This is a genomic window from Paenibacillus sp. 22594 (assembly GCF_052044425.1).
Lineage (GTDB): Bacteria > Bacillota > Bacilli > Paenibacillales > Paenibacillaceae > Paenibacillus_AQ.
Genome location: NZ_JBQENA010000001.1, coordinates 545,078 through 565,294 on the forward strand (window position 1 = coordinate 545,078; position 20,217 = coordinate 565,294).

Here is a 20,217-nt window from a genome sequence, read left to right on the forward strand (position 1 = left end):
CTCCGGGCTTTCTGCTGAAATCCAGAAAACGAGGAGCCTTTAGTAGTGGGCTATAGAATTCCTTTTGCCGTACTATTCCGCTCTATACTCGAAATAGTCAAAATACGCTGCTTTCGCCTGCTGATCCAGATCCTGAGCGCAGATTCCGGCATAGGCGCCCGTGAAGCCCAGCTTGCCGCCGTATTCATCGGACAACGTGCCGAAATCAAGTGGTGTGCACATCGCGGTCCACTCTGCTCCGTCCGGGGAGGCGTAAAATAGAATATCGCGGTCTTCGATCTCCGCCTTCAGGTAATAGCGGTCCCAGTCCTTCACCGATATCTGCATCGAGGAGACTTCGTCATATACCCCCGCTCTGCACATCACAACACCAAGGCTTACCCCTCTAATCTCATCAGCGGTGACCCGCAGATAGTAGTAGTCAACGTCGTCATAATAAAGGACCAGTCCAGCCATTTGCATGTAGGTATCCGGTTTGAACTCCATGCAGGTGGACACCGTGCAGGTAAAATGCTGAATTGGACGCCCTATCAGACTCTGGTCATGCAGCGAGGCCAGCGATTCCCTCCCCCTCAGCCGCAGAAACCCAGGGCGCTCTGTCAGGCTCACCCAGGAAGGATCAAAAGGAACACGCAGACTCTGGTATGGATAGCCCAGCGTCTCCTCATCGAAATCATCCCGCTCCGGCAGTTCCGGAAACGGGTGCGGCGGCAGCTCCGGTGCTTCAACCGTCAGCGCAGGCAGCTTGCCGCCATGGGCCAGTCGCAGCCACCCGTCATCTGTCCAGACAACACGCTGGATGGCCGTCTCCCGGCCCAGCGGATTCATCTTCCCGGTTCCCGTAATTGGCCGGGTGCAGAGATGGGCCATATACCACTCACCCGCTTGTGTCTCCACCAATGAGCCATGACCCGCCTGCTGGAACGCAAAGGTCAAATCATGCGCCGTAGTCATGATCGGATAATCCGGATCCGTTTCAAAGGGTCCTGTCCGGCTGCGGCTGCGGGCCAGTGTGACCATATGATTAATGCCAGTCCCGCCTTCGGCCACAAGCAGATAGTAATAGCCGTTTCTATGATAGAGCTGCGGGCCTTCCGTTACACCTATGGGGGTACCTTTGTATAATTCGTGGACAGGCCCCGTCAGACTTCGGCTCTCAGGATCATACTGCTGCATGACGATGCCTGAGAAATTGCTGTGCTGTTTACGGAAATCCCAGCGCATATTGAGCAGCCATTTGGTGCCGTCATTGTCATGGAACAGGAACGGATCGAAGCCGCTGCCATTCAGCCGTACCGGCTCGCTCCAGGGTCCTGTGATATCTGTAGCAGTGATGAGATAATTATGCAGATCCTTGTAGACGCTTTTGCGTGATTTCACATCGGTAAAAAGCAGATAATAGATCCCGTTATCGTATGAAAGTGCCGGCGCCCAGATCGAGCCGGAGCTCCCGTTACCACGCAGATCCACTTGTGACGCCTCCGTCAGAACCCGGGTTAGCGAGTGCCAATGCACTAAATCACGGGAATGGTGGATTTCTACACCTGGAAACCATTCGAAGGTGGAAGTGGCAATATAGTAGTCATTCCCGACACGGAGAAACGACGGATCGGGATGAAAGCCAGTCAGAACCGGATTCAGAATCGTTGAAGCCATGGATTTTACCCTCCTATAATTAGTTAACCAAATATACAATTTGTGCGAAATTCCTACCTTTTATTGTAGCGGTCACAGCTGTTAAAAGTTATAATGAGTTTTAAGAAAATGTTTATATTTTGTCATGATGGAGGAGCTATGAAGCAGCTGTTCGAACCTGTCATTTTTGCGGACCACAAGTCACTGATTTGGGACTATCAGATCTATACTGACGATTATTACAAGGGGTATTACCACTGGCATCAATGCTGTGAAGTCATGTTTGTCCACAGCGGCCAAGGCAATGTTGTCGTTAATCAGCAGATGTACGATATCCGCTCTGGCATGCTGTTCTTTTTCCAGCCCTACCAGCTGCACCGGATCTATTCAGAAGTCTCTCCTGAGTGTCCTTTTATGCGCACAATTTTCTATATAGATCCGCATACCGCCGAGAATCTGCTGCAGGGCTTCGCCAAACGCAAGGCCATCTTCTCCGCTCTTTGGCAGGGCAAAAACTCCTACTGCGGCTTCGATCTCGGCGGCAGCGCCGAAGCTGTGGAATGGAACTACAAGAATTACAACCTGTGCCGTAACAGCGCCATGGAGGAAGACCCTGAAGACATCACGATGATGCTTCTCCAGCTGCTGAGCTGTCTCGGAACCGGTGAGAACTCCCTCATTCAACCGGAGGAGCGAAGGAATCTCCGTTATTCCGAACAGATCATGAACTGGATTGAGGAGCATTACCAGGAAGAAGTGAATCTGGCGCAGCTTGCCGCTGAGACCCATTTGTCCAAGTCCTATGTCTCCAGGGTATTCCATCAGGAAACGGGCGGACGTCTGGTAGATTATCTGACAGCCCGGCGGATCAAGCAGGCCTGCCGTCTGCTCGCCACTACCGATATGCCGGTGGAGCAGATTGGCATCACTGTCGGTTTTCCGAACGCCTCCTACTTTAACCAACTCTTCAAAAGAGTCTTGGGTACCACACCCCTGAAGTATAGAAAAAGCAATTAAAGAGCTTCTTCGATTGTAAACGTTACATTCTGCGCATGGGCATTCACCTGGATGAGATCTGTGCGCGTTCCGTCTACCTTTTCCCCATTGATCTGCAGGTTGATGAACTCCACTCCGTTCACACCCCGTTCTTCATCATACCCGTAAATGCGCGAAGGCTGTGCCTCACCCCCATCATAGCGGACATTGCGAAACGTTATATTTTCAATACCAGTACCAGGCTCGGGGTTGTAATCCTTGTTCATCACTACCCGCAGATCAAACAGCTGTCCTTGCTCAATCCGCTCCACCCGTATGTCACTGTACAGCACATTTCGCACCAGGTTGCGGTCCCCCGCATTAATTGAAAGCGCTCCCCAATAGTTCTCCTGCGGCTCGTGATGCTCCAGGATATCAATGTTTTCGTACACGATATTTTCAATCGTATCCCCGCTGCACCGGTGATCGCCGTGTGTGCCAATCATGAGTGGATGGGCCACATCCGCCCACAGAACAGCGTCACGCACACTGATGTTGCGGCTGTCCCCGTAGAAATCCCATCTGGAGCCATAAATGGCGATGCAGTCATCTGAATTGCGCATGAACACATCCCGGATCTCTATCCCGCTGCTGGACATGATGTCAATGCCGTCACTCCAGCCGCGCGTGCTGAATGCTTTGAAATTCGTGATAGCAATGTCTGCCGACTGGCCGATAAAAACACTATAGTGCGGCGGATCCATCACCGTAATCCCTTCAATGCGCACCCGGCGCGAAAAGACGATCCGCACTCCGCGAAAAGCTGAAAATCGGTGAAAATCCGCCAAGTATACTACGCCCCGGCCTCGAATCACAACGTCCTCCACACCCTCGCAGACGAAAGAGCCGACAAACGCCGCACCGCCAGCTAAATAGATGACTGTTCCGGACGGAACCGCAAATACAGTTTCTTCTATGTAATGGGTTCCGGGGGCAAAATAGAGTGTCTGCGGCTGCCCGTTCATCTGCACTTCCGTTGACTTTAACAAGGCCAGAAGATCCGGCGAACGATGTATCCCCGGCTGAATCAGATGGACACCCGCACCATCCGGCCGGGGCGCACAAACCTCCAAGGGATTGGCAAAAAGGTGCAGATTACGGAAACGGTCACCGTTAATCTCGATCGATAGCTTTTGCGGACCGTTCAGCTTGAAGCTAATCTTGTGCCCGTCATGGGCACAGTCTACTTTGCGTGCAGCCGGGGAAATATTCACACTTTCTATCCTTGTATACAGGCAGGTAATCTCTACGTCCGCTTCTCCCTCAAAATCAAAAAATGCCATTGACGCCGGACGGACCTCATGCATGTCTACTTTGACCTCATAAATAAAAAGCGTTTGCCACGCTTCACCCGGCTTCCGCACCTTCACCTGGTAATCCTGCCGGCCCGGAATATTCTTAGGGGCTTCATACACTTGCAGCTGATTCATTGTCCAATAACCTCCCTGGGATGTTCAATGTCTCAAGCATACCGTTCTTCTTCTATTTATAGTTTGGCTGGGTTACACAGAAATGTTGGTATTTTGTCGCAATAAAAGCGCAAACATAAACTATGAAGGTTGGAAATCTTCCTGAGGAACATGACAATATTCCGATATTTTGGGATATAAAATTGCAACTTCCTTAAGCTTCTTCACGATATACTCAGGACACATTCTTATATATTGGAGGCATCCGCAATGAGCACAGCCTATTGGCAGGAAGTTATGGACAAACTGGATACAAAGGTTACGAGTATGATCGAACAAATCGGCGGGAAATGTCCGCATTATGCCGGTGAAGACGGCAAATTCGACGATATCGGATCGGACTGGTGGACTTCAGGCTTCTGGCCGGGACTTCTCTGGATCATGCACGATATGACCGGAAAAGACTTATATAAGGAGGCCGCCTGGAATTGGGACACGACCCTGGAGGAATGGTTCGTCAAGCCGACTGAGGAATTGCATCATGATGTGGGCTTCCAGTTCCTGCCTACTGCTGTCATCAAGCATACATTGACCGGCGATGAGGATGGTCTGCGTAGAGGAATCGAGGCCGCCAACTTTCTGGCCGCCCGCTATAATCCTGCCGGCAGGTTCATCCGTGCCTGGAATGCGGACAAATACGGCTGGGTTATCATCGACTGCATGCTGAACATCTCGCTCCTGTTCTGGGCCAGCAAGGTTACCGGTGATCCCCGTTACAAGCACATTGCAATCAGCCATGCGGAAACAACGATGCAGTACGGGATTCGGGAGGATGGTTCCACCAAGCATATCCTCTCCTTTGATGCCGAGACCGGCGCGTATATTGAGAACTTCGGCGGACAGGGATATTCGCCAGAGTCCTGCTGGAGCCGCGGAGCCTCTTGGGGCCTCTACGGATTCATCAATACGTACCGGCATACCGGAGATGTGCGCTTTCTCAATACTGCCAAGCGGATTGCCCATTATTTCATCGCGGCGCTGCCGGAGGATCAGGTCCCGTACTGGGATTTCCGCACCGGAAATGACGAACGCAAATATAGGGACAGCTCGGCTGCAGCCATCGCCGCTTCCGGCCTGCTGGAGCTTGCCGATCTGGTTCCACTGGGTGAACAGAGCCTATATGCAAATGCAGCGGAACGGATTCTCCGCTCTTTAACAGAGAATTATGCCACCTGGAACCAGCCGGAGCATGAAGCGATCCTTACCAAAGGTACTGGCAGCGGGGATTCCTTCATCGAAGTCTCGCTGATCTATGCAGACTACTACTATATTGAAGCGGTCTCCAAGCTGAACGGATGGAAGCACCGGATTTTCTAGTTGCAGACAAGTGAAAGCGGATACCGTCCTTTTAAGGACGGTATCCGTTTCAGCGAGAAATAGAAGGATAATTTATAGCGTAAAACATATAAATTCTTATATTTGCAAAAAAGCAGTCTGCCGGATCTTATAAAAGATCCAACAGGCTGCTTTTATCTGTATTATTAGTTCTTTACTGCAGCGGAGGCACAGACTGATTGATGCCCTCAGTGCTCATCCAGCCACAGAATAGCTGTTACCCCGCGCGGATAATATTTGCTGCCGGTAATTCGGCCGGAGATAATCTGGTCACTCCAGCTCCAGATCGACAGCTCCGGATGTGTAAGCCATTCCACATGTGCATGATCTGCTTCACGGCCGCCTTCCGTCCATTCCAGACCCAGGATTTGGCGCGCGATGAACTGGGAGAGATAGATTTTGCTCAGCCAACTGTTGTTGCTGGTGGAGGAGATTTTCCAGCCTCCGTCTGCGAACAGGCAAACTCCCTTGACTAGTACGGCCTGCAAATGCTGCTCCAGTGCTTGAATATATTCAGCGAAACGCCCCTCCCGCTCCAGTGCTTCCCTGCAGCCCGTATAGTAAGGAAATACCAGGCCTTCAATCGCCGGAATAATCTTGGAATCGTTGCCTTCACCGATTACCGCCGGAATATAGCCGTCCTCCGTTACGCTTGCGACAATGGTTGCAGCGCAGCGTTCGGCTTGATCGCCTGCGGTAATCGACACCTCCAGCTTCCCTGCCTCGCGGAAAATCTTTTCCATCGCGAGGTAAGCCGCCCAGCATTTCCCGGCGAGGTAAATATTGTTCCGCGCCTGTCCCAGCGATACATCCAGGCTGTCATAGGTGGTGATCTCCGCCCCGCCCATCGTGCGCGAGCTGTCCAGACCCATCACACCGTTCCGCTGTCCGGGTTCCGGGTGGTCACGGTTGATCATACTGGTAAGGCACTCTTCCAGTACTCCAAGATTCTGCTCCATCCAGGAACTGTCCCCGGTATACTCCAGGTACACCCCCGCACTGAGCACCCAGTTAACGAGCTGTTCGTGGGTCATATGCGAGAAACAGCCATCAATGCCATACAGCTCATAAGAGGAATAACCTGGACGAGATACGGCGTTGGCCACTCCCATGTCGTGAGTAAAGCTGATTCCGCCCGGATATTCCGTCTTGTCTCCCGGAAAGCGGACAGTATCCGTATAGCTAAACCGGTCCACAAACATATCCAGCTCATTGCGCACCGTCCACGGATTCATCCGCAGCTCATAGAACAGCTGATCGACCGTAAGATCGAATGTATTCATCATACGGTATTCGCCTTCGTTCACAATCCAGAACGGCTTGTCCTTATAATCAAGCAATTGGGTAGACCCATAGTAGCTGCGGATAGCATGAGCCAGCATAAAGGTCTGGTCATCACTGAGCCCTGAACCATCCAGCATGGCATTACCCTGTTCCGCCTGCTGCTTAATCTCCTCAAAGTGGGCCATTGCATATTCCGCGACAGACTCCACATTGCTGAAGTAGCGGTTGTAGTAATAGGAAGCATCCATTCCTGAGGTCACATAGCCGGAGCGGTGGAAGCAGACAGCGAAACGGAAGCACTGCCGCTCACCCGCCGGCACATCAATGATTTGTGCACCTACCTGGCCCAGTCCAAAGGTCCAGTTCTCCTCCAGCTCTGCCAGTAGGATATCCTCCATCGTGAAGTGCAATGCTGATTTGACGCTCCCCTGCTCTGCGGCAATAGCCAGAAATCTGCCCTGTCCAATTCCTGTCAGCCCGCTGTCACTCTCATCCAGTCGTCTCATAGCGCTGTAGGGATCGTTGCCCTGGTAGCCGAAAAAGGCTCTTCTTGCCGATTGACCTGTGGTATTGTCCACTTCCAGCTCCACCAGCAGAGCCGGGAGCAGAACCTGCTTCAGCTCCTCCTCTGTGGCAGTTGCCGGATCGGGTACCGGCCTTACCGGTGAGTAAATACGGAAAGTAAGATCCCCGGCCGACCAGCTGTCTGTGGTGAGATTGAATTTACGGACAATCTCTTCGTCCGCAAAAGGATGAAGAATCCGCGGCTTATTGGGATTGGGATCAGGATTCTCGATATCGTAACGCTTGCTCTCATCGTCCCCGCCTTGTTCATGAAACGGCAACGTGTCGTAGCCACTGCCATCCTTACGCTCAAGTCCGATGAATATATTTTGTCTGGGCGGCTTGCCGGCCTCCAGATCGAAGCCGCCTGCGGCCCCTTTGAAGCCCAGTGTAAAGCTCGCAAACGCACCGATTGGTGAATGATGGGCATTGTAGAATTGATTCTTAGGCATAACTAAAAGCACTCCCTCCAGCTATTTACCGGCGCTGCCGGACTCTATCTCTATGTTAGCTATCCTATTGCCGCTGCGACAGGTTCAAAGCCGCCTTTTATTTGGGCAAATCGAACGGATAGAGTCGGCTATGCTATAATAAACCCAACTATTCCAGTGAAAAAGAGGAACCCCATGAACGTGAATATTCCCGGCATTGAGCATTCTCTGGACGGCCGCATGTCTCCGGATCTTCAGGCCGCCTTTCACATCTACGCCGCCCATTGGCGCAAAGTGGATACACGGTGGCAGTACCCGGAACATACCCATCCGATGTTTGAGATCAACCTAGTGCTGCAGGGAAGGCAGCAAATGACGGTAGGCGGACAATCCTGCACGCAGGAAAGCGGGGATATCCTGTTCATCCGTCCCGGAATCAGACATTCCAGCCTTGGCGCTGACTCCGAAGGAGAGATGACCTATTATTGCCTGCATTTTGATATCGACGATCTGTCGCTGCGGCGCGCGCTGCTGACGATGGATACCGTCAGTCTAAGCGGCGACTCACCGGTACAGCGTGCGATCCGCTCGGCGCTGGATGTGATGATCTCCACGGCTATTCTCCCCGAAGCAGGCGACGCCCAGCGGAACCGGCTGGTTACGCTGAATGCCTCCCTGCAGCTGTTCACCGCCCTTAGCGGCTGGGTGCTGGCTGAAACGCCGGCAGCCACGCATAGCACCCAGCCCGGAGTTACAGAGAATACCGTCGCCCTCGCGAATGCGGTCGAAGGGCTGCTGCAGGAATCCGTCTTTACAGCCGCAGCTACGGGCAGCAGAGGCGGTGGCATTGAGGATATTGCCGCACGGCTGGGCTACAGCCCGAATCACTGCAACCGGGCATTCCGGCAAATATATGGCATGTCGCCAAGACAATACCTGTCCGATCTGATCATCCGCCACGCGAAGCTGATGCTGCTGGACAACAGCCTGTCCGTCGAGGCCATCGCCCACCGGCTCGGATACCGCGATGTCTCTCATTTCAGCAAGCAGTTCAAACGCTGGACCGGCCTGCCGCCTATGGGCTACCGCCAGCTCACCGCAGAATCCAGATAGTAATAAGTGATAATGACTCAGGGGGGCATGCCATGAAGATTTACCGCTTCGTCAAAGAAACCGGAAAGAACATAACTGCCTATCATTCCAATTTCATCATGTCCCGAATTATCCGGACAGAGAAGTCTGCTAGTATAGGGTGCATGTATCTGGAAGAGAATGGGATCATCGGATACCACCAGGCAGCTGGACCTCAACTGCTTCTGATGATGTCCGGTGAAGGTCTCGTCAGGGGCAGAGATACGAATTTCATCAAGGTACAAGCAGGCGATGCCGTGTTCTGGGAAGAAGGAGAATGGCATGAAACCAGGAGCGAGACGGGAATGACAGCCATTGTCATTGAAAGTGTAGAACTGAATCCGGCTGCCTATATGTCTTCAATATAAATAAGGAAGTGGCCCTTAAGTAGAATTTAGTTGGTCCATGGTTCAATCAATGTACAAAAGAAACCTCCCCTTTGAAATGGTTGTGTGGTTGGCAACCCCATTTTCCAAAGAGTGGTTTCTTTTTTTCGTCCCGTCCCTTGACACACGGAAAAGCGTTAGCGTTCGCCTTTGTCTCCGGATTTTCACCGCTAACGGGAATGAAAAAATTCTGGTCACAAAAGCGATTGGAACAACGTTTCGTTCGCGGAGCGTCTCACCAAGTGCAACCATCTATCTAACTCCAAAAACAAGAGCTTACCCCTTGGTTGCGCCTGAAGCAATTCCTTTGACAAAATACTTCTGCAGGAAAATGAACACGATCAGCACCGGTATCACCGACATGGCTGTTCCGGCAAAAATCATATCCCAGCGTGAGGAGAATTCACCGATGTACCGGTAGATTTCCACGACCATCGTCTTCGGCTCGCCCGAAGGCAGTACCAGCATCGGCATCAGGAAGTCATTCCAGATGCCCAGACCGTTCAGTACAACCATACTTGCCGTAACCGGTCCCAGCAGCGGGAAGACGATTTTCCAGAAGATCCCGTACCGGCTGCAGCCGTCAATCTCCGCCGCCTCCTCAATTTCCTTCGGAATTCCTTTGACAAAGCTTGTATAGAGCAGACATCCGAAACCAACCGCACCGGCAACATAGACGAGAATTGGGCCGACTAGACTTCCATATAAACCGAACACTCTCAGTTCTTTGAATAATGGAATCATGTACGCCTGAAAAGGAATCATCATCCCTGCCAGGAAATACAGGAATACCATCTTCGTCCACCGGCTATCCCTGCGTTCTATCGCATACCCGGCCATTGGAATGATCAGCACCTGTGCCACAATGGACACCAGTGTCAGAATGAGACTGTTCACAATGGCCCGGGGGAATTCTGTTTCTGTCAGCAGATATTTGAAACTGTCCAAATACAATCCCTTCGGAAATGCGATGGCATCCTTCATAATTTCCGCATTGCTCTTGAAGGCTGACATCAGGTTGAAGAAAATCGGAAAAAAGAACAGAATAGCCAGCAGAACCGTTAGCGTAAGCAGGGCAATTTCTCCCCATCTTTTCTTGGCTTGTAGTGTCATATTACATCTGCACCTCCCGTTTCCGGAGGAATTTCACTTGGATGACGGTAATGAACATAATGATCAGGAACAGAACCATGGCGAGTGCCGTACCAAAGCCCTGCCGCAGTTCGCCAAAGCCTACCTTGTAAATAATATAAGTTAATGTCTCGGTCTCAAAGCCCGGCCCCCCATCGGTCATAACGGCAATCTGATCAAAAATCTTCAGCGCGCTAATCATAGAGAGCACTAGACATACGGTCATTGAACCGGCAAGCAGCGGGAAGGTTATATGGCGGAATTGCTGGAATCCGTTGGCTCCGTCGATGCTCGCCGCTTCATTCAGCTCTGCTGGAATGCCCTGCAGTCCTGCCAGATAGATGATCATGTAATAACCCGCGCCTTTCCAAACCGTAGACAAAATGATCGAAAGCATGGCATACTCCGGATTTCCGAGCCAATCCACCACCCAGCTACCCAACCCGATGGAATCCAGAATCTGATTGAACACGCCGAAGTTGTAATTCAGAATCATGGCCCAGACGAACCCCATGACTATGCCGCTGAGGAGCGTTGGGAAATAAAAAATACTTCTGAACAACTTCCGGAACCAGCGGACCTTATCGACAAGCATAGCCAGCACAATCGCAGCAATATTTTCCAGAAGCACGAGGCTTATCGTCATGACCATCGTGTTCTTCAAGGCATTATGAACCCGGGGACTATGCAAAATCTCTACAAAATTGGCGAAGCCGATATACCGCACATCTTCACTAATGCCGTCCCATGAGGTAAAGCTCAAATAGATGCTGCCTACCGTAGGAACGATTACAAACAGGGTATAGATTAAAAATGAAGGTAAAATAAACAACAGTGCATAGGACTGCCATTTCTTCTTTTTCTTCGGTATGGCTGCCGTTAGCAGCTTGTCTGCTCTTTCTATTGCTGTAGCCATGGTTGCTCTCCCTCCTGTGCTGTTCCGGTAGAGGAGCCTGCGCGTTCATGCACAGCCGCTCCCCGCCGGACCCTTTTCTGTTTACTGTGCGTTGGCTTTTACTTGGGCATCATATTCAGTATCCGCCTGCTTCATGTAGTCGGCAACGTCCCCGTTCTTAACAACCAGATCCTGCAGCAGCTTGTAATACCAATTGCGGAATTGCGGCGGAATCTGGTTCTCTCCCCACCAGTTATTGATCGCCAGGGACTTAGTTACATTAGGGTCGGCAATCAGGCCCAGAGCCACTTTCATTTGCTCTCCGGTTTCATAGGTCACTTTTTCTTTTGTGGACGGAATGGCATTGATGCTTGCCAAGTAAGTGGCGTATTGCTCAGGTGCAAAGAAGAAACGGATGAAATCTTTAATCGCCTGTGTTTTATCGGCATCCTTGGCTGCCTCAGCAGACAGTGACCATCCGGCTGGAGACGGCAGACCAACAACATTGACTTTGCCTTCACGGTCAGGTATGGCATAGAAGCCAAATTCAAAGCTAGGGTCGATTTCCTTGATTTGCGAGAACATCCAGGTTCCGGAGAACAGTTGAGCCGCTTTACCGGATACGAGGATAGAGGCAGTCTGGTTGTCTCCCGTGCTGAGCCAGCCCTTATCGACATATTTGATGAACAGATCCTTGAAATCGGTCATGGCTTGAATGACATTAGGATCGGTGAAGCTGACAGTCTTAGCCGTACGCTTAGAGTTCCAGTCCTGATCTTTGGAATAGACATCATCAATCAGGAACTTGTTCACCCAGAAGCCCATGTGGAAAATATCCTTACCTCCGACCACGAGCGGCGTGACTCCACTTGCTTTGAGTTTTTCCTGAATAGTCAGGAATTCATCATAGGTTTTGGGAAGCTTGGTAATGCCTGCATCCGCATACGCCTTCTTGCTGTAGATAATGCCCTGAGGCACGTTTACGGACAATGGAGCATTCCACACCTTGCCTTGAACCTGCGGTGGATCATTGAAAAGATCCAGCAGATCACTAGGCAGCTCAACAATTTTTCCGGCATCGGCAAAAACCTCAGTATCACGCATTTCCACAAGATCCGGGAATTCGCCTACCGCATCCTTGGTCTTCAGCCAATCCAGATAAGCCGATGAGCTGGTTTCGCTGATATCCTTGATCTTCACATTTGGATTAGCCTCCATGAACGCTTTTACCGTAGCCGCGATGGCCTGTTTGGTGGCAGGGTCGCCGGATGCATAACCGATGGAGAAGGTCACTTCTTTTTTACCATCTGCTGCAGTGGTACCCGGTGATTGCGAGGCAGCCGAATTTCCGCCAGTATTACTGTTATTGTTGTTGCTGCCGCAAGCCGACAAGATCGTCGTGGTCGCCAGCAGCAGGACCGACAGCTTCGTTATCGTTTTCTTTTGCATATGAAGAGTAACCCCCTATAAGTTTCAGTTCGAATGTGTGGTTAGCTTAGCCTTGTAAAAATGGGTCGGAAACCAGGTCTCGATGTGCGCATCATCGTTCGAAAGCGTTTCCTTGCTACAAGAATAGCATTCCTAAACTAGCGTTAGAATGAACTTTTTTAAGGGCCATGTGCGGTGAATTGAAGAGGAATGATTCCACAGGCGACAAAAAAAACGAGGGACCATGGGTCCCCCGTTTGAGTTACTATGTTATGCAGTTATTGTTAATTGGCACTTCCTAAGTCTTCAGAGCTACTACTGATTGTCCTGCACCTGCCTGTCATACTCCCGGTCTGCCCGTTTCATATACTCGGTAACATCCCCATTCCTGATGATCATCTCCTCCAGCAGCTTGTAGAACCAGTTGCGGAAATCCGGCGGAATCAGATTATCCCCCCACCAGTTGTTGATCATCAGCGACTTGGTTACGTCAGGATCTGCCATCAGACTCAAGGCTGTTTGCATCTGCTCCCCCGTTTCATAGGTTACCTTCTCCTTCGTGGACGGAAGACCATTGATGCTGGCCAAGAATTTCGAGTAGGGTTCAGGGTCAAAAAAGAAACGGATGAACTCTTTAATCGCTTCCGTTTTATCCGGATCTTCGGCGGTTTCTGCTGACAGCGACCACCCGGCTGGCGAGGGCAGACCCACTACGTTCCGATTACCCTCACGATCAGGCAGCGCATAGAAGCCATATTCAAATCCGGGGTCAGCTTCCTCGATCTGTGAGAACATCCAGGTTCCCGAATAGAGCTGGGCAGCTTTGCCGGATACAAGCATAGAAGCCGTTTGGTTATCACTGGTACTCAGCCAGCCTTCATTAATATCCGTTTGAAACAGCTCCTTGAAATCAGTCATGGCCTGAACCACAGGTTCATCGGTAAAACTGACCTCCCTGGCCGTACGTTTGGCGTTCCAATTCGGATCTTTGGCATAAACTTCATCAATCAGGAACTTGTTCACCCAGAAGCCGATATGGAAAATATCCTTCCCGCCGACGACCAGCGGAGTCATCCCGCCAGCTCTCAGCTTTTTCTGGATGTCCAGGAATTCGCCGTAGGTTTGCGGCAGCCGGGTGATTCCTGCGTGGGCGTACGCTTGTTTACTGTATATGATGCCTTGAGGCGCACTTACGAACAGAGGGGCATTCCATACTTTTCCATTCACCTGCGGAAGGTTGTCGAACAATTCCAGCAGGTCAGAGGGCAGCTCCACAATTTTACCGGCACTTGCAAAAGCATCGGTATCCCGGATTTCCACCAGGTCCGGGAACTCGCCCACCGCGTCCTTGATCTTCAGCCAATCCAGGTAACCGTTGGAGGACAGCTCGCTGGTATCTTGAATTATGATATTCGGACGGGCTTTCATGAAGGCTTTGATGGTGGCCGCGATGGCCTGCTTGGTCGCCGGGTCACCCGTAGCATAAGCGATGGTGAAATGCACTTCTTTCTTGCTGCCAGTTGCTCCGTCCTGCGCCTGCGTACCGGCAGAAATACCTGTATCGTTGTTCCTGCAAGCAGTCAGGAGGAGTATAGCGCCCAGAAGCACAGTCCGCTGCCGCATCCATTTTTTCTTCTGCATTTGTAGCGGTCATCTCCTGCAAATCTTGTGATGTGACACTGGACAAGGCCTCTTTCTCCACTTAAAGTTCACGGATTCAGTCTGTAATCGGAAACAGCAGCGTTACCGAGGTTCCGACATGCTCCCGGCTGTTGATGGACAGCCCGTATTCTTCTCCAAAAGTCGAACGTATCCGCTCATGCACATTTTTCAGACCCACATTCTTGCTGGGTGCATTGGGATCTTCAAGTGTTTGAAAGATCCTCGCCAAATCTTCCCGGCTCATCCCTACGCCATCATCATAAATGGTGATCGCAAGCATCCGGTCCTTCTGTTCCATGGTAATCCCCACTGTTCCCTTTCCCTTACGACGAAGTCCATGCTGAACAGCATTTTCTACGATCGGCTGGAGCGAGAGCTTCAGAATCGGCCAATCCAAATGAACCTCCGGGGCAATATCCAGCTGAAGCTCGAACCGGTTCTCGAAGCGTACGGAGATAATGTAGAAATAGTTCTGCAGATGCTCCAGCTCGCTGCGAATACTTACCCGGTCTTCTCCATAGTCGATCACATATTTCAATTCGTTGGACAGGGCAAGAATCATATCTGCGACCTCACCAGCTTCCTTATCCACGGCGTTCATCCGGATCACTTCCAGGGTGTTATACAAATAATGGGGCCGGATCTGGCTTTTCAGGGCATTCAGTTCCGTCTGCTTCTGCTTGATCTGGGCCACATACGCCTCATTGATATAGATCTGAAGCCGCTCCACCATCCGGTTGAAACCATGGGCGAGCCTGCCCATTTCATCATTTGTGTTCACAGACAGTTGAGTATCCAGGTTGCCGGATTCCACTATGGTCATCTGCTTAATTAATTCGCGGATTGGAGCCGCAAGACGCCTGGAGAACCACGCCCCCATCACAATCATGACCAAAGCGCAGATCAAAATGGCTATGTAGACGGTGGCTCTGGCCGATAACAGCTGCTCGAACAGGCTGCCGCGGTGAATCCGCGCAATCACCTTACCATTCAAAAAAGGGATATCCTCACTGAGCTCGATCATTTCGCTGTCCCTTTTAAGGGCTTCCACAATGCTTCCCGCAGGAAGGTTCTGATTGCTGAAGTACACTTTACCCCCTCCATCCAGAAGGTATAGCTCGTCCTTGGCGCCCAGGCTCAGTTCCCTGAAGAATTGTTCAAACATTGAAGTATCAATATCCAGAAATAACGTGCCAACCACCTTGGGTTCTCGAGTCACTTTTCCCGAAGTATCAATCAGGCTGCGGCCAACCGTAAACACCTTTCTGCTGGAGCGGAAGAAATATGGATCCGAATGTGTGGGGAAAATAGCTACCTCTGACGGATTGGGAGCCATCGTCTTCAGCCATTCGGCTGCAGGAAAAGAATTATTATCCAGCGACCGGTTTTCCTTTTCCTGGGCATACATTTTGCCATCGGATTGGCGGACAAACACGGCGCTTGAGATATACGGATCACTGAATAGCACCGTCTTCAAATAAGAGTCTATCGGAATGGTGTTAATCTGCTCCAGCTCATTGACATTGGTGGTCTGGTCCTGCTTATAGCTGTCAATGAAACCTTCGTAACGTCCGGTATACATCAGCTTGGAGATTTCATTGTACTGGTTGAACGCGGAGTTCAGATTATAGCTCATATACAGCACCATCTGCTGCAGATTACTGGTGGTATACCGCTCTACATAGCTGGAGAAGGTCTTCACTGAGAAGAAACTGAGCGCCAGCAGGGGAATCAGTCCGACCAGCAGGAATGATGCGGAGAATTTGACGAAAATACTTTTGGATCTTCTCCCCCAGATCAGCAAGAGCATCCCTCTTTTCTCTGAATAAGAACTTGAATGTTAATTCTTGAGCGATTGTTTATACTCCTGGGGCAGCTTGCCGAATTGCTTCTTGAACATATCACTGAAATGCCGGGCGTTATTGTAGCCGACACATTCCGCAATCTCGTAGACCATTAGATCGCTATGAAGCAGTAGCCGCAGCGCATGCCCCATTCTGACCTCCGTGATATAATTTTTGAAATTCTGTCCCGTATGCTTCTTAAAAAAGCTGCTGAAATAGTAGGGATTCATATAGACCAGGGCCGCCATCGACTCCAGGGTAATATTCTCCGCATAATGCGCTTCGACAAAAGCCTTCACCTGCAGTAGCTGAGGCAATTCTCTTCCATTCATTTTACAAGCCAGCTGATCGGCCAGTCTCTTCAGCACGTCTTGAAACTGCTGCTTCAATGCGGCAAAAGTCGGGGCATCCGCCAGCTTTTCCAGCAAGGGCTTCTCATCCGGGTCTACCAGCCCGCCACCTATACCAATACCGGTGAGCTCCTGTTCCAGCTGAATGATGGAGTTATACACATGAGATACTGCCTGACTCCTGCTGTCTCCGGACAGAAGCTGAACGGTTTCCAGCAGTCTTCCAGCCAGGATAGGCAGTTGTTCCTTGTCCAGTGATTTAAGCGCTTCTGTTAGGGAAGCTTGAGCCGCTGTCCATTCGGATACTGCTACAGGAACCTCCTGATCATCCTCACGGTCTGCAAGTACTTGGTTGAGTCCGGCAAAATACCTGGTTTTGAGCGCTTTCAAAGCGTTGCGGTAGGATTCATCAGCCTCTTCCATCCCGGTTACCGGCCGCCCAATGCCTATTGAGACCTGCAGCTTCAGGTAGCTGTTGATTTTGTGATGGAGATCCTGCATAATTTGCTCCGGCCCAGTTTCCTGTTCATGCTGCAGCAGAACTGCGAAACGTTCCCCTTTGCGGAAAACATAGCCATTGCCTACGGCATCCACGGTTTCTTTGATAATATTGGACAAGGCAAATTCCACCAGCTTGCGTTCACGCTCTTCCCAGCGTGAAGCCTGGCCGCTATATTCATCCGTTTCGATCACACATACGCTCGCATAACGGGTAATTGCTATATTTCCCATACGGGCCAATGCCGACGCTGCTCCTCTGTTGCCATCGGTTAAGAGCTGTAAGAGTTCCTCTATAGTTATGGAATGATTTTTGCGTTCATAGGATTTGAGCATTTCCTTGTTGCGCTCTTCTTGAGATTCCTGGCGGATCACTGCCACGGCTCTCTCTACCACCTGCTCCAGCTGGCCTGTGTTCACGGGTTTGACGATATAGTCAAGCGCCCCATATTGTATAGCCTGCCGGGCGTACGAAAATTCCTGGTAAGCGCTTATAAAAACAACCTTGATCGGGCGGCCCGACTCATGAATATCCCGGATAATATCAATACCGCTGAATCCCGGCATGCTGATATCGCTGATGACCAGATCCGGAGTGCAGGTGTCGATCAATGCCTTCAATTCGATCCCGTCCCGCGCTTCTCCTACAATATCCAGGCCAAGTGTATCCCAGGAAATCAGCTTCTTCAGTCCACGCAGAATAACCGGTTCGTCATCTGCCAGCAGCACCCGTATATTCCTGTTCACCGCTATCCCTCCACAAGTCCGTCATTTATCTGTTTAAAAGGAGGCTTTTGCCCGTATCACTATCATACCAAACCTTGCCTCACCTTTGTGTACTGCATTCCCATTACTCAAGATTTGCCATTGCCTCTTTGATGAACAGCGCTTTCCTACATTACTGTAGCATGTCAGACCCGGAACAAGAGTGAAGCTTTTTAATGTAAAATAGCAGTTTTTTTAGAATCCTGTACAATCCAGCAAATGCATCTATGGCCGCTAGGCCTGTTTCCTCTGCACATGGTACAATGTACACAGCAATCATACATAATGAGGTGAGTTCGTTGATCTATTTCATAAAATTCGTATACAGCTTCGTGCTGCCGCCAGGCCTCTTCGTTGTGCTGCTCCTGGGTATGACAATCTGGCTGTGGCGGAGCAGCCGCCGCCCGGCTCTGGTCCTGCTCGGCATTACCTTCCTGCTCTACCTCTCCATGACTCCCCTGATCGGTAATCTGCTGATGGCTGGCCTGGAGCGGCAGTATGATAAGCCTGAGCTGATCCAAGGTGATGTAATCGTCGTACTGGGCGGTGGAGCCACCTCCGGGACCCCTGACATCGACGGGGAAGGTAACATGTACGGTTCGGCGGCGAACCGGCTGCTGACCGCAGTGCGGCTGTACCGCCAGACCGGACTGCCGATCCTCTTCTCCGGCGGCCAAGTATTCCCCGACAGCGGCAACGAAGCGAATATCGCCAAGCGGCAGCTAATGGGCCTCGGTGTCCCGGAGACCGATATTCTGACCGAGAACCGGTCTCTGAATACGGAACAGAACGCAACCAATACAGCGGCCTTGATGAAGAGCAAGGGACTCAGCCACCCGATTCTGGTTACTTCGGCATTCCACATGCCCCGGGCCATGCTCTATTTCAAGGATAGCGGGCTTTTGCCGCTGGCGTATCCGACGGATTATACTGTTAGTCTGGAAGGGCGCCTCTATACCGCCAAATTCTCTCCATCCCCAAGTGCAATCAATAATACCGGGACGGCACTAAAAGAATATTTGGGCTGCCTAGCCGCCCGTTTCTGATTCGCGGGGCAACCCGCCTGAACAGCAAAAAGCAGTGGACCGGATGAATTCTTTCATCGGCCACTGCTTTTGGTATGGAGACTTTTTTACGGAGCATTATTTAATCAGCTCGCTGAATTTTGCGCCTGTAACTCCGGCGAGCTGCCCTGGTGCCAGCTCCATCTGCATCCCGATTTTACCGCCGCTGACCGCAATAGTTGCCAGTGCCTCGGCACTGCTGTGAATAAAGGTTGGATAGAGCTTTTTCATTCCTACCGGAGAACAGCCACCACGTACGTAGCCAGTCCATTTCAGCAGATCCTTCACCGGAAGCATCTCAATCTTCTTTTCGCCAGCCGCCTTGGCGGCTTTTTTCAAATCAAGCTCATCAGCCACCGGAATGACAAACACGTACAGGTTCGGTCCGTTATGTGCGACAAGCGTTTTAAAGACCGTTTCAGGCGGCAGACCCACTTTCTCAGCTACTGCAGTTCCATGAATCTGGCCATCCTCATTGTCGTACTGATGAACCTCATAGGCGATTTTACGGGTATCGAGAATCCGCATTGCATTCGTTTTGGTGATTTGCATCATTCATCGACCTTTCCGGCTGCTCTCTATCTGCTTACCTGCTAATCTCTCGGGTAATCCAAGGCCATAATGTCCATAAATGGAACCTTGAACAGTTCCTCATTAAAGCTTACATGCACTTTGCCGGTACGCGAATCCATGCCAACGATCGTTCCACGGACCTGCTCCTCTTTGCCCCAGACGGTCAATAAAATCTCGGAGACCTCCTGCATGGCTTCTGTCAGTTGATTGCCAATTTCCTCCAGCACAAATTCATCTCTTGTCGGCCGTTTGGCCACCTTCGCTTTTGCCACGCTACTCCTCCATAAAGTTAAGAATGTTTCCATGTGTTATCCCGTGTAATAGATGTTATCAATCCACACAACCAAAATCTTTTTAGTTTTGATTCTAATATATAGGTTAAATCTTCGGAACCTTCCCGTCAACCTCAGCTATCCCAGCCCCGATTCAAATCAAGCTGCCAAGTATGGTCATGTAAAACAATCACCAGTATGGACTCAATCTAAAGATATGAGGATAGATTGAAATCGGGGATATGAACTCTGTATATTCGTCTACGCTATTTGCAATAAAACACTGATCCGATTACGGCTGTTTATTTTGCAATTCGTAGGCTAAGTCAACCCCCTCTGGATTCATAGTGAGTCCCCAAGTTCCAAAGTTACCCTTAATATCTTTATATCGAGATAACTTCTTGTTTGTATGTATTCGATCAAATTTAAGGAACTCCGTATCGTTTGAAGAGTAGGTTATGTTTT

16 protein-coding genes are annotated in these 20,217 nt (G+C 50.7%); 5 read left to right on the forward strand and 11 right to left on the reverse strand.

What is annotated here, in order from left to right; translation table 11 throughout:
• Positions 1-72 precede the first annotated feature (72 nt).
• On the reverse strand, positions 73-1,656 hold the full coding sequence (locus tag ACTJKB_RS02340; RefSeq protein ID WP_440831636.1) for a glycoside hydrolase family 43 protein: 1,584 nt from the start codon (positions 1,654-1,656) through the stop codon (positions 73-75).
• A 138-nt stretch (positions 1,657-1,794) separates the two neighbouring features.
• Between ACTJKB_RS02340 and ACTJKB_RS02345 the strand changes: the two genes are divergently transcribed.
• Positions 1,795-2,652, forward strand: coding sequence for a helix-turn-helix domain-containing protein (locus ACTJKB_RS02345; protein WP_440831637.1), 858 nt, complete (start codon positions 1,795-1,797; stop codon positions 2,650-2,652).
• Here the strand turns inward: ACTJKB_RS02345 and ACTJKB_RS02350 are convergent.
• On the reverse strand, positions 2,649-4,100 hold the full coding sequence (locus tag ACTJKB_RS02350; protein ID WP_440831638.1) for a glycosyl hydrolase family 28 protein: 1,452 nt from the start codon (positions 4,098-4,100) through the stop codon (positions 2,649-2,651). The genes ACTJKB_RS02345 and ACTJKB_RS02350 overlap by 4 nt on opposite strands.
• A 249-nt stretch (positions 4,101-4,349) precedes the next feature.
• Between ACTJKB_RS02350 and ACTJKB_RS02355 the strand changes: the two genes are divergently transcribed.
• The gene (locus ACTJKB_RS02355) at positions 4,350-5,456 is read left to right on the forward strand and encodes a glycoside hydrolase family 88 protein (RefSeq protein WP_440831639.1); all 1,107 of its coding nucleotides are present in this window, start codon (positions 4,350-4,352) and stop codon (positions 5,454-5,456) included.
• Between the two features lie 206 nt (positions 5,457-5,662).
• Here the strand turns inward: ACTJKB_RS02355 and ACTJKB_RS02360 are convergent, their stop codons facing one another.
• Positions 5,663-7,774 carry a glycoside hydrolase family 52 protein gene (locus ACTJKB_RS02360; protein WP_440831640.1) on the reverse strand — a complete coding sequence of 704 codons (2,112 nt, stop codon included), beginning with the start codon at positions 7,772-7,774 and terminating at the stop codon, positions 5,663-5,665.
• Positions 7,775-7,948: 174 nt separating this feature from the next.
• On the opposite strand from ACTJKB_RS02360, the gene ACTJKB_RS02365 reads away from it, so the two are divergent.
• Entirely contained in the window at positions 7,949-8,866 is a 918-nt protein-coding gene (locus ACTJKB_RS02365; protein WP_440831641.1) for an AraC family transcriptional regulator, read from the forward strand.
• A 32-nt stretch (positions 8,867-8,898) separates the two neighbouring features.
• Positions 8,899-9,252 carry a cupin domain-containing protein gene (locus ACTJKB_RS02370; protein ID WP_440831642.1) on the forward strand — a complete coding sequence of 118 codons (354 nt, stop codon included), beginning with the start codon at positions 8,899-8,901 and terminating at the stop codon, positions 9,250-9,252.
• Positions 9,253-9,546: 294 nt separating this feature from the next.
• Here the strand turns inward: ACTJKB_RS02370 and ACTJKB_RS02375 are convergent, their stop codons facing one another.
• The 6 genes from ACTJKB_RS02375 to ACTJKB_RS02400 all read right to left on the reverse strand — a co-directional run bounded on the left by ACTJKB_RS02375 (position 9,547) and on the right by ACTJKB_RS02400 (position 17,825).
• A complete protein-coding gene (locus ACTJKB_RS02375) occupies positions 9,547-10,383 on the reverse strand; it encodes a carbohydrate ABC transporter permease (protein WP_440831643.1) in 837 nt (278 codons plus the stop codon).
• 1 nt (position 10,384) lies between these two features.
• On the reverse strand, positions 10,385-11,317 hold the full coding sequence (locus ACTJKB_RS02380) for a carbohydrate ABC transporter permease (RefSeq protein ID WP_440831644.1): 933 nt from the start codon (positions 11,315-11,317) through the stop codon (positions 10,385-10,387).
• Positions 11,318-11,398: 81 nt separating this feature from the next.
• Positions 11,399-12,745, reverse strand: coding sequence for an ABC transporter substrate-binding protein (locus tag ACTJKB_RS02385; RefSeq protein ID WP_440831645.1), 1,347 nt, complete (start codon positions 12,743-12,745; stop codon positions 11,399-11,401).
• 294 nt (positions 12,746-13,039) lie between these two features.
• Complete coding sequence (locus ACTJKB_RS02390) at positions 13,040-14,365, reverse strand: ABC transporter substrate-binding protein (protein WP_440831646.1); 1,326 nt, start codon at positions 14,363-14,365, stop codon at positions 13,040-13,042.
• A gap of 76 nt (positions 14,366-14,441) precedes the next feature.
• On the reverse strand, positions 14,442-16,196 hold the full coding sequence (locus tag ACTJKB_RS02395; protein WP_440831647.1) for a cache domain-containing sensor histidine kinase: 1,755 nt from the start codon (positions 16,194-16,196) through the stop codon (positions 14,442-14,444).
• Between the two features lie 30 nt (positions 16,197-16,226).
• Complete coding sequence (locus tag ACTJKB_RS02400; protein WP_440831648.1) at positions 16,227-17,825, reverse strand: response regulator; 1,599 nt, start codon at positions 17,823-17,825, stop codon at positions 16,227-16,229.
• 317 nt (positions 17,826-18,142) lie between these two features.
• Between ACTJKB_RS02400 and ACTJKB_RS02405 the strand changes: the two genes are divergently transcribed.
• The gene (locus ACTJKB_RS02405) at positions 18,143-18,889 is read left to right on the forward strand and encodes a YdcF family protein (RefSeq protein ID WP_440831649.1); all 747 of its coding nucleotides are present in this window, start codon (positions 18,143-18,145) and stop codon (positions 18,887-18,889) included.
• A 96-nt stretch (positions 18,890-18,985) separates the two neighbouring features.
• Here ACTJKB_RS02405 and ybaK read toward each other — a convergent pair whose 3' ends face one another.
• Both ybaK and ACTJKB_RS02415 read right to left on the reverse strand, forming a co-directional pair.
• Positions 18,986-19,459, reverse strand: coding sequence for a Cys-tRNA(Pro) deacylase (gene ybaK, locus ACTJKB_RS02410; protein ID WP_440831650.1), 474 nt, complete (start codon positions 19,457-19,459; stop codon positions 18,986-18,988).
• A 41-nt stretch (positions 19,460-19,500) separates the two neighbouring features.
• Positions 19,501-19,752 (reverse strand): YolD-like family protein, encoded by a 252-nt coding sequence (locus tag ACTJKB_RS02415; RefSeq protein ID WP_074086161.1) that lies wholly within the window; start codon positions 19,750-19,752, stop codon positions 19,501-19,503.
• Between the last annotated feature and the right edge of the window lie 465 nt (positions 19,753-20,217).